11 protein-coding genes are annotated in these 10,432 nt (G+C 60.3%); 9 read left to right on the top strand and 2 right to left on the bottom strand.

Translation table 11 applies throughout. The annotated features are described in order from the left end of the window. The first annotated feature begins 905 nt into the window (after window positions 1–905). The 6 genes from RND78_RS25815 to RND78_RS25790 all read left to right on the top strand — a co-directional run bounded on the left by RND78_RS25815 (window position 906) and on the right by RND78_RS25790 (window position 4,701). Window positions 906–1,283 carry a hypothetical protein gene (locus RND78_RS25815; protein ID WP_312732837.1) on the top strand — a complete coding sequence of 126 codons (378 nt, stop codon included), beginning with the start codon at window positions 906–908 and terminating at the stop codon, window positions 1,281–1,283. Between the two features lie 331 nt (window positions 1,284–1,614). Then, entirely contained in the window at window positions 1,615–1,932 is a 318-nt protein-coding gene (locus RND78_RS25810) for a DUF1484 family protein (RefSeq protein ID WP_312732836.1), read from the top strand. Between the two features lie 16 nt (window positions 1,933–1,948). After that, window positions 1,949–2,773, top strand: coding sequence for a phage antirepressor N-terminal domain-containing protein (locus RND78_RS25805; protein WP_312732834.1), 825 nt, complete (start codon window positions 1,949–1,951; stop codon window positions 2,771–2,773). Window positions 2,774–2,795: 22 nt separating this feature from the next. Then, a complete protein-coding gene (locus RND78_RS25800; RefSeq protein WP_312732832.1) occupies window positions 2,796–3,155 on the top strand; it encodes a hypothetical protein in 360 nt (119 codons plus the stop codon). After that, the gene (locus RND78_RS25795) at window positions 3,148–3,534 is read left to right on the top strand and encodes a DUF2513 domain-containing protein (RefSeq protein WP_312732829.1); all 387 of its coding nucleotides are present in this window, start codon (window positions 3,148–3,150) and stop codon (window positions 3,532–3,534) included. The genes RND78_RS25800 and RND78_RS25795 overlap by 8 nt, the downstream gene beginning before the upstream one ends. 63 nt (window positions 3,535–3,597) lie before the next feature. Then, window positions 3,598–4,701: an SEC-C metal-binding domain-containing protein gene (locus tag RND78_RS25790; protein ID WP_312732828.1), complete on the top strand. Its 1,104-nt coding sequence runs from the start codon at window positions 3,598–3,600 to the stop codon at window positions 4,699–4,701. A gap of 144 nt (window positions 4,702–4,845) precedes the next feature. Here RND78_RS25790 and RND78_RS25785 read toward each other — a convergent pair whose 3' ends face one another. After that, on the bottom strand, window positions 4,846–5,859 hold the full coding sequence (locus RND78_RS25785; protein ID WP_312732827.1) for a phage portal protein: 1,014 nt from the start codon (window positions 5,857–5,859) through the stop codon (window positions 4,846–4,848). Further along, on the bottom strand, window positions 5,859–7,658 hold the full coding sequence (locus RND78_RS25780; RefSeq protein ID WP_312732826.1) for a terminase ATPase subunit family protein: 1,800 nt from the start codon (window positions 7,656–7,658) through the stop codon (window positions 5,859–5,861). Before RND78_RS25780 ends, RND78_RS25785 begins: the two co-directional genes overlap by 1 nt. 154 nt (window positions 7,659–7,812) lie before the next feature. Between RND78_RS25780 and RND78_RS25775 the strand changes: the two genes are divergently transcribed. From RND78_RS25775 to gpM, 3 genes are read left to right on the top strand one after another with little or no spacing between them, the layout of a single operon-like run. Beyond that, entirely contained in the window at window positions 7,813–8,661 is an 849-nt protein-coding gene (locus tag RND78_RS25775) for a GPO family capsid scaffolding protein (protein WP_312732825.1), read from the top strand. A gap of 27 nt (window positions 8,662–8,688) precedes the next feature. Continuing rightward, window positions 8,689–9,705, top strand: coding sequence for a phage major capsid protein, P2 family (locus RND78_RS25770; protein ID WP_312732824.1), 1,017 nt, complete (start codon window positions 8,689–8,691; stop codon window positions 9,703–9,705). A 3-nt stretch (window positions 9,706–9,708) separates the two neighbouring features. Beyond that, on the top strand, window positions 9,709–10,410 hold the full coding sequence (gpM, locus tag RND78_RS25765; protein WP_312732823.1) for a phage terminase small subunit: 702 nt from the start codon (window positions 9,709–9,711) through the stop codon (window positions 10,408–10,410). The last annotated feature ends 22 nt before the right edge of the window (window positions 10,411–10,432 follow it).

The raw sequence follows: 10,432 nt of genomic DNA, 5'->3' as shown, positions 1-10,432 counted from the left end.
TCCCGCCGCTTCTCCGTGGCGCCCATGATGGATCGGGCCGACTGAAGCTGGAACGCCCGTCTGGCGCGGCCTCCAGAGCCTCCCGTTTCGCTTCGTAGCAAATTTGTAGCACTGACCTCTTCCAGCCCCTCCTTTTCACCCTCCTCCATACATCATTCAAGCCTGCTTATCGACGCCTCAGCCAGCGCCTGAGCGTCAGCCTGTGAGCGTCTGTGAACGTGCGAAAGCGTCAGCGTGAGCGACGGACTATTATCGCGCTAATTGGGCGCTAGCCCCGTTTTATGTTCAGGGCTGGGGATTGCGTAATCTGCGTTACCGACTTTTTGCATGGCCTGCGAGCCCTTTCAGTATGCGGCCTCCAGCGATTGGTCTTACTGTTCCGGCTGCGTAATACCACCGTTCTCCAGTAACAAACCCTACTGTTACGATAAAAAAACACTAAACCTATATTTATCAGTCACTTAGAAAACGGTCACAGAGACGGGGACAGCGCCGTAACAGTAGCTCGAAAAGGCTGCAGGCCAGGCTTGGCGCGGGTTGTGGCAGATGGACCTGACTCGGGAACAGCGGTAACGGTCCCCCAGCCCTCTATCGAAAATGAGGGTCGCGGGCTGCGTGAGAAAACCGTGGGTGGTGCAGGGATTCGCAGGGTTTTTCAGCCTGCCGTATCCCCGCTCCGCCCCAGTAGCGACGCCGGCTGGAGCCTGGTGCAGGGCTGCAGAAAAAGCGACCCATTTAGCCCGCAGGCGTGGCGGGGGGACGACGGTGCGCGCCAGGTGCAGCGGTGCCTACCGCCTTCACGCGTCAGCCAGCTGCCCCTGGAGGCCTCGTCAGTCGGCTACGATAGGCCCACCCCTCTCCTGCCTGGCGTGCTGCCGCTGGGTCCAGACCTAGGTCAATCATCGATGCAGACTGAAAACCCGCTTCTTGGAACCTGGCGATCGGATAAGGAGCTGACCCTGCGCTACTGGGCCGATGTCCCCGCAGGCCCCGAACACTTCATGCAGCTCATAGCAGGGAAGCTTGGCAAGCTCGAGTGCAGCTTCACCAGCGATACAAGCATCAGCCGATCCGAAGGCAGCAGCTCTCAACGGAAGTACAGCATCACTCGTCTAGATGAGTCTGAGTGCGAGATCTGCATCTACGGAGAGGAAGAAGGAGAGCTTGATCATCAGGCGACGTACTACTTCGTGAGCGCTGAGGTGTACTGGGTGCCCGTAGCCAAAAGCCGGGAGTATTTTCGCAAGGTCATAGACACAGGAGGTCAGCCAGCGATGGACTGATCAGCACGACTAGCGGCTGCCCCTTCGCATACACCCTTTGCCCTAGGTCAGAACTGCCAGACGTTGACCGCATACACCCTTAGCCCTACGATGGTGGTGTCGCTGCAAATTCAGCGGCCTGGGATTGGCGTCCCGGAAAGTACAGGCGGACACGAACACCGCCCCGCGCGGTTTTTTTGTGCCCGCAGCATGGCTACACCCGTAATGGGCGGGCCGTGTGTGGGAGCCTTCGGGCTCACCGGATCCTGTACCCGGCACGCCAACCCGCACGGTTCCGCTCTCCCTGATTGGCGTCAGGCGGCGGCTCTTAGCTCAGTACAGGACTCCAGCCATGTCCCTCAATGCACTGTCACGTCTCGACGATCTGCACTCCCGCTTCAATCTGCTCCGCGGGCTCGATGATGCCGTCCTGAAAGCCAACGGCTTCGACGCCAGCCTGGAAGAGCTGGCCAGCGTCATCACCGGCCTCAAGTCCCTCTCGCACACGCAATCCCAACTGAGCAGCCTGCACGGCGCCCTGGAGCTGCTGCTGATGCTGCTGGAGGTCGCCCATGCGCGGGATCTGAGCGGCGATCATCTGCATTGCCTGCTGGAGCCGCTCCGGGTGAAACTGGACGGGGCGCTGAACGAATTGGACTCGATCATCTAGGCAAGGAGCCGACGCCATGCACACCGCACCTCAGCTATTCCCCGTCTCCTTCCACGGGGACACCGTCGTCCTGGTCGGCCAGGACAATGAGCCCTATGTGGCGATGAAGCCTATCGTTGCCAACATGGGGATGGACTGGCCTACGCAATACGTCAAGCTGACCGAGAGATTCAGCTCAACCATTGGGGAAATCCCAACGGTTGGCGAGGACGGCAAGACTCGCAACATGATCTGCCTACCACTCAAGAAGCTGCCCGCCTGGCTCTACTCCATCAGCCCGAACAAGGTCGCTCCCGAGCTGCGCGAGAAGGTCATCCGCTACCAGGAAGAGTGCGACAACGCACTCTGGAACTACTGGACCCAAGGCGTGGCCGAGCGGCCAGGCGCGGCGGCGAACGCCAACAAGCAGATCGCCCTATCCCGCCACCGGCTGGCCTTGCTGAAGGAGCTGCATCGTACTCGGGACAGGTCGCTGCGTAGTGCGATTCATGAGCAGCTTGCGCAGGTGTCCCAGGCCCTTGGCCTCAGCGTACCAGAGCTGAACACCATCGGCCGCGCCAATCCCGATACACCGGACGTTTTGCGGGCGTTTTGGGAAGCCGTGGCCTATCTAGAAGGAGCAGGAGAACGCTGCAACCATGCTCGGCCGACCTCCGGAAAGATATGTCTAAGTCTGCCGGACCTAGAAGAGCAATTCAGAAAGTATGGTATTGCCGTGAAAATTGACTTTGATTTGACTGCAGCACTACGGCAGTCGAAGGAGCCGCTATTTATAAAATCCGCCCCCTTTGATAGTCAGATCAAAAAGAAGAAAGTCAGGTGCTGGATTTTCGAACCCTAAAAGCCATACACAGAGAGCCAATATGACACACACCATGTATGTTTATAGAGCCTATACCAAGGTGGTTTCTACCGAAGACTTGATCAATAAAAAATGTGATGAATTCGGCATCCAGGATATCTACGATACCCTAGCCAAAATGGGCTTTAGCAATTATTTAAAAATTGGGGATGGTGACGTTTGCTTTTTAGAAATTCACACATCCAACAACCACGACGAAGAAGAGTACAAGGCACTTGCTTTTCTATGCATTGGAGAAAACATAGAAACTTACGCCATACCTACAGGGCATGATCTTACTGAATTTGTAAAAGAATATGCGCCCATGCTAAATGCCTTGATGATGGCTGCAGGCGTAAAAGGAACGTATACAAATGCGTAGGGACATGGATCTTATACGTCAGCTGATGCTCAAGCTTGAAGAAGTCAATGACGAGCCATCCGCCATCCTTCATTTTGAATTCGACGAACTTTCAATAGAAGGGTTCACAACAAACCAAGTTGAATACCATCTAGACTTACTTGTGGAGTCGGGCTTGATAGATCAAGGCGGCCATGGTTTTTTGGACGGCTTCATGTTTCGGCGCCTTACCTGGGAAGGTCATGATTTTGTCGATTCAGTCCGAGACGATGAAGTTTGGCGGAAAACTCGGCAAGGAGCAACCGCCGCTGGTGGATTTACCTTAGACCTACTTAAAGATCTAGCGAAAGGATTCATCAAAAAACAAGTAGAGGAAAAAACTGGAATATCATTAGGCTAAAAATTAAAACCCAAAGTCAAATAGCACTACAAAGCATACTCAATCAAAGAAAGGGATATTCAAATGCAAGCCAGATCAGACAAAATAGGGCGAAACGATCTTTGCCCTTGCGGATCAAAGAAAAAATACAAAAAATGTCATGGCGGTGTAAATTCCATTCCCGCCCCGAAGCCAGGGCAGGTTGATGCACAGTTGCGAGGGCTATTACCTAAGGCGGAGTGCCTTGCCCCGGAATCCTTTCAGCACAGCTGTCAAGGAAGAATCATTGACTCTCACACGGTTTCCAGATCCGGAAGCCTAGGAGAAATTGCTGAAAACGGACACGTTTACTCCTACAATGCCAGCATTCAAAGATTCCAAGAGATGCAAGGAAGGTTGGTTCCAAAACTGTGCGGCTGGAAAGATGCTTCAACTTTCCCAGGCTTTTGCGGACACCATGATAAGCAGCTTTTCGCACCACTAGAGGATGCACCTTTCGTAGGAAGTCAGCATCAATGCTTTTTGCTGGGCTATAGATCCTTCGCCTGGGAATATTACGCAAAACTGCGCGCAACAAAAAACAACCCGTATAGAACGATTCAAGCTTCGAGAGACCCGATAATGCGGAGCTTAATCGCCCAATTCAATTATATGAATGAATTAGGATTACGAGACATACAGACGCATAAGGAAACATATGACAAAGTCTTAACTGGCGAGCACTGGCCCGACTGTCACGGCCTTCTTATTGAATTTGATCAAATCTTCCCAATCCAATGTTCCGCTGCGTGGTCGCCCACTGAAGATATTAATGGCAATACAATCCAAGAGCTGGATTCTAACCCTCGCCTACCGGAGACTGCTGCTATCGTTTCATTCGCGGCTGACGGCAAAAGTTACTTTTTATTACTATGGCTAGATGATAGTGCAAGAGTTTCTTCTACGCTAGCCAGATCTATCGATGCTTTACCGCGAGAAAAAGTTGCCGGATATATAGCTGCTCTTCTTTTGCTGACATCAGAAAATTGTCATTTCTCTCCATCTTGGTACGATTCCCTCTCAGACGCTGGAAAAGAATTAGTTCACGACTTGGCACACCCCATGAATGGCATTAAGCCTTCCGCAGCGGAATCAGATCTTACTGACCATATTGGCCACATAGGCATAGCATCTCTTCGCTGGTTTTAGAGAAAAATAATCTTTCTGCCCGGCGCCGCCTAGGGCCCATCGTTCAAGGCCAAGCGCTGGCAGAATTTGAAATTTTATAGCGATTATTCTTCACCCCGAACATCAATGTCAGCAACCCCAAAGAATCAATACAGCCTACTTTTCCTATAACTGGGTCAACTTGGTCTCGTAGGGGGCGAACCGGATTACCGCCTCCCCCACCCACTCATTCACCTGAGCCAGCCGCGCCTGCAGCGGCTCCAGCTCATTGGCCGCATAGACCTCCGCCGCCTCCTTGATCGAGCCGAAGCCACCCGCGTTCTGCGGCACGATCCCCATCAGCTGGGGCGGAATGCGCAGCCCCGCCAGCATGTCGTCGCGGGTGATGCCCTTGATGGCGTTGAATTCGTCCTTCGCCGCGACCTCGCTGACCGGGATGAGCTGGATGCCGTCTTTCTTGCCGTTGGGCGCGTAGACGAAGAGGTTGCGGAAGTTGCCCGGGCCCTTGGCCGAGCGCAGCGCGGTGCGCAGGGAGTCGATGTCTTCCTCCTTCTGCGCCGCATCCGTCATGTAGAAGATGAAGCCGGCGTGGCTGCCGTTGTTGTAGTACTTGCGGCGGAACAGCGTGGCCGACTCGTTGAGCAGCGCCGATTGCATGGCGGCAAGCCACTCGGGCAGGCCGTAGATCTCCTGGTTGATGTCTGGCTCGCGCAGGTGGCAGATGGTGCCCGGTGCGAATTCGTGCTCGTCCTGCCAGCCCCGCACCTGGAAGAAGCGGCCCTCCTCCCCCCGCCTCATGTACTTGGCCAGCGGCGGCTGAAGGCTGATCGGCGTGCCCAGGCGCGACTGGCGGCGCTCCAGGTAGGCGTTGCCGCACCAGAGATAGTCCAGGGCCAGCTGCTCGAAGGCGGCGCGGCTCAGCAGCGGATGGGGGATAAAGGTACGGGCCAGCAGGTTGCGCTTGAACTTGAGGCCCGAGTCCAGATAGACGCTGGCCCGGGTGGCCTTGGCCAAGCCGTCGAGGGACAGCGGCGGGTCGTAGTAGCGGCCGTTGAACCAGCATTCCAGGTAGTCGAAGACCTCGCGGCCATCAAGCACCGGCGCCGGGTCGCCGAAGGTGAAGGCCTCGACGCCAGATGCGTGGGCGGCCGGGCTGGCCAGGGCGGTGGATTCGCTCATCAGTAGATCTCCATGACGCCGGTGTTGCGGGCCGTCTGGCCCTCCAGCGGCTCGTTGTGCAGGGCATGAAAGAGGGCCCACGCGAGATCCGCGTGGCCGGTGTTGTCGTTGCGTCCGGCGGTGTAGGTAAATTGCCGGCCGCTGGCAGTGGTGGTCTTGCGGATGGCCATCAGCGACTGGGCGACGTCGGTCCAGCCGGCGTCGAATTCGAGCCGGCCGTTCTTGATCACGTCGTAGGCCTTGAGCACCAGGCGCGTCTTCACCTCGGGCGAATAGCTGAAGGTGGTCAGCCCCGGGAAGAACTGGCGCACCAGCTGGGCGACGCCGCTGCCCATGCCGGTGACATCGATGCCGATGTAGGTCACCCAGTAGCGCTGGCAGACCTGGCGGATCGCCTCGGCCTGGGCGGCGAAGTCCATGCCGCGGAATTGGTGGCGCTCCAGCACGCGGAACTTGCCGCCCGGTACCGCTGGCGGCGCGACTACCACCAGGCCGGCGGTGTCGCCCGACTCGGCCGGGTCATAGCCGACCCACACCGGGCGATCGCCCAGGGGCCGGGCCGCGAAGGGCTTGTAGTCCTCGGCCCATTCGACCCAGCTGTCCACCATGCACGGCTGCAGCATGGCCAGGGGGAAGATGCTCGCGCCGTCGTCGACGAACTGGCACATCAGCAGGTTCTGGAAGGCCTCGGCCGAGTATTCGAGCTTGAGCTCTTCCAGGTCGAACAGGTCGCAGCCGCGCGCCTCGGCGTCGAGGATGGTGACGATCTGCCGCCAGATGCGGTCCTCGCAGAGTCGGCCCTGCTGCAGGGCGTCGTGGGAGACATCCAGCTTCAGGTGCTGGGCGACGGGCTTGCCCTTGTTGAAGCGCTCGCCGGTCCAGAACGGATAGGCCTCGTGGGCCATGGAGCTGGGCGTGGAGAAGTAGGTGCGGCGGTATTGCTTCTGCATGGCCATGCCGCTGGCCACCTTGTTCAACTCCTCGAAGCGGAAGGTCCAGAAGAATTCGTCGAAGTAGAAGTTGCCGTGGTAGCCCTGGGCGGTGCGGGCGTTGGTGCCGAGGAAGTGCAGCTCGGCGCCGTTGGCGAGGATGATCGGGTCGCCGGTGAGATCGACGCCGCAGACCTCGCGAGCGAAAGCCTGCATGTAGGCCTTGAAGATGTGCGCCTGGTTCTTGCTGGCCGAGAGGAAGATCTGGTTGCGCCCGGTGATGAGGGCATCGAGGAAGGCCTCGCGGGCGAAGTAGTAGGTGGCGCCGATCTGCCGGCTCTTGAGGATGGCGCGGGTCCGCTGGCCGCCGGCGCGGTACCAGTCCAGCTGGTAGCCGAAGCAACCGTCGCGGAAGGCCTCTTCCAGGGCCTCGATCTGCTGCTCGCTGAACTCGTTGCGGGCGGCCTTCTTCTTCGGCCCGGCGTTGCGGGCGTCGAGCTTGGGATTGAGCTCGGCCTCGGAGCCGCCGCCCTGGAAGCGCTGGATACGCGCCTGGCGCTCCAGCTGGCGGTGCAGCAGGTCGATCTCTTTGAAGTCGCCGCCGGTCTTGCCGTCCTTGAGAATCAGCTGCACCAGGCGCGCCTCCAGCGCCCCGCCGATCCGCTCGACGTTGTCGGCGCGGTCCCACTCGTCCCGGGTCTTCCAGGAATGGACCGTCTTCTCCTTCTCGCCGATGGCCTCGGCAATCTCGATCACCCGCCAGCCCATCCAGTAGAGATGCCGCGCACGGCGCCGCACGTCCATCTGCAGGTCGGTGGCCGGGGCGGCAAGGGGGCTCGACAACGGAGCGGATTCGGGCAGGCTATTCATGGCCGCCAGACTGCCGCCCTGCCCTGGCCGTCCATAGCGAGCCGTTTTGTAGCGCCCTTCCCTACAAAGCCCCCTCGTTGCTGCGCCGCACGCGCGTCCCGACCATGCCCCTCATCGCCCCAGCACCCCGCTGAGTCCCAGAGGAATCCCCGGCATGGCCGACAAGAACACGCCCCCGAAACTTCGCTCCACCTGGTTCCGCGTCGCCGTCGAGGGCGCCACCAGCGACGGCCGCCAGATCGAACGCGCCTGGATCGAGCAAGCCGCCGCCAGCTACAACCCGAAGACCTACGGCGCCCGGGTCTGGATGGAGCACATCCGCGGCACCCTGGCCGACTCGCCCTTCAAGGCCTATGGCGACGTGCTGGCGGTGAAGGCCGAACCGGTCGAGGTCAACGGCCAGAAGAAGCTGGCCCTGTTCGCGCAGATCGAGCCCACCGCCGACCTGGTGGCCCTGAACAAGGCCAAGCAGAAGATCTACACCAGCATCGAGATCGCGCCGAAATTCGCCGACACCGGCGCCGCCTACCTGATCGGCCTGGGTATCACCGACAGCCCGGCCAGCCTCGGCACCGACGTGCTCACCTTCGCCGCGGCCAACCCGGCGGCCCATCCCTACGCCAACCGCAAGCAGCACGCCGACAACCTCTTCACCGTCGCCGATGAGACCGTGCTGGCATTCGAGGAGGTGGAGGACAAGCCCAGCCTGGGCGCCAAGGTCTTCGCCAAGGTGCAGGAGCTGCTCAAGGGCAAGGAGGCGCAGACCCAAGGTGAGTTCGCCCAGATCGGCGCCGCCGTCACCACCGTGGCCGAGCACGTCCGCGACCAAGACGAGCGCTTCACTCGCACCGAGCAGACCGTCACCACCCTGGGCAGCAAGCATGACGCCCTGGCCGCCGATTTCGCCGCGCTCAAGCACCAGCTCAGCCAGACCCAAGACCCCAACCAGACCCAGCGCCCCGCCATGACCGGCGGCAACGGCTCGAACCTCACCGACTGCTGATCAGCACCTGCATCCCTCGGAGCAACCATGCGTAACGACACCCGCGAGAAATTCAACCAGTACCTTGAGCAGGTCGCCAAGCTGTCCGGCGTCGCCAGTCCCACCGCCATGTTCGCCGTGGCCCCCACCGTCCAGCAAAAGCTGGAGACGCGCATTCAGGAATCCAGCGAATTCCTGACCAAGATCAACATGATTCCCGTCGACGAGCTGGCGGGCGAAAAGGTCGGGCTGGGCGTGTCCGGCACCATCGCCAGCCGCACCGACACCAGCGGCGGCGCCACTCGGCAACCGCGCGAAATGCAGACCCTCGACAGCCGCGGCTACGAGTGCAAGAAGACCGACTTCGACACCGCCATCACCTACCAGCTGCTCGATACCTGGGCCAAGTTCCCGGACTTCCAGGCCCGCTTACGCGACGTCATCGTCAAGCGCCAGGCCCTGGACCGGCTGGTGATCGGCTTCAACGGCATCAGCGCCGCCGCCAATACCAACCGCGCCAACAACCCGCTGCTGCAGGACGTGAACATCGGCTGGCTGCAGCAGTACCGCAGCAATGCACCCCAGCGCGTGCTGAAGTCGGGCAAGGCCGCGGACAAGATCGTGATCGGCACGGGCACCGATGCCGACTACAACAACCTCGACTCGCTGGTATTCGATGCCGTCAGCAACCTCATCGACCCCTGGTACCGCAAGGACCCGGGCCTGGTGGTGATCCTGGGTCGCGACCTGGTCCACGACAAGTACTTCCCGCTGATCAACCGCGAGCAGGCACCCAGCGAGAAGCTGGCCACCGACGTGATCCTGTCGCAGAAGCGCATGGGCGGCCTGCAGCCGATCGAGGTGCCCTACATCCCCGACAACGCCTTGTTCGTCACCTCGCTGCAGAACCTGTCGCTCTACTACCAGACCGGTGGCCGCCGCCGGTACCTCAAGGAAGCGCCCGAGCGGAACCGGGTGGAAAACTACGAATCGAGCAACGACGCCTACGTGGTCGAGGACTACGGCTTCGGCTGCCTGGTCGAAAACATCGTCACGGGCGTCTAAGCCATGGCCCACTCTCCCGCGAAAGCCCACTACCAGACCACGGCCGCGGCGCTCGCCGCGGCCGCGACCGGCCCGGCCGACTCCATGGCTGGCCGCACCGTCTACGAACAGCAGCTCGCCCAGCTGCTGCAGGACCAGCTCCGGCTGAAACAGGTGCAGAGCACCCAGGGTAAGGCCGAGCTCAAGCGCCAGCTGCTCGGCGCCTACGAAAGCTACGTCGCCGGCGTGCTCGAAGCCGGCAATGGCGCCCAGGACCAGGTGCTCACCACCGTCATGGTCTGGCGCATCGATGCGGGCGACTTCTGGGGCGCCCTCGACATCGCCGCCTACGTGCTCAAGCACGGTCTGCTGATGCCGGATCGCTTCGCGCGCACCACCGGCTGCCTGATCGCCGAAGAGGTGGCCACCGCCGCCCTCAACGCCCAGAAAGCCGGCCAGCCCTTCGAGGCGGATCTTCTGTTCTACACCGAGGCCCTGACCGCCGAGCAGGACATGCCCGACGAGGCCCGCGCCAAGCTCTACCTCGCCATCGGCCGGGCCGAGCTGGAGGGCATCGATGACGAACGCCCAGGCAGTGCGGGCCAGCTGGCCCGCGGTATCGCCGCTCTGCAGCGTGCCATCAGCCTGCACGACCGCTGCGGCGGCAAGAAGGATCTGGAACGCGCCGAGCGTCTGGCCAAGAAACACGCCGCCACCAGCGGCTAACCGAGCGGTCCCCCGCAACCCC

The sequence above is a fragment of the Pseudomonas oryzihabitans genome (assembly GCF_032027545.1).
Classification (GTDB): domain Bacteria; phylum Pseudomonadota; class Gammaproteobacteria; order Pseudomonadales; family Pseudomonadaceae; genus Chryseomonas; species Chryseomonas oryzihabitans_F.
The sequence above is the reverse complement of the archived record's forward strand: the minus strand, read 5'-3'. Positions and strand labels throughout refer to the sequence as shown.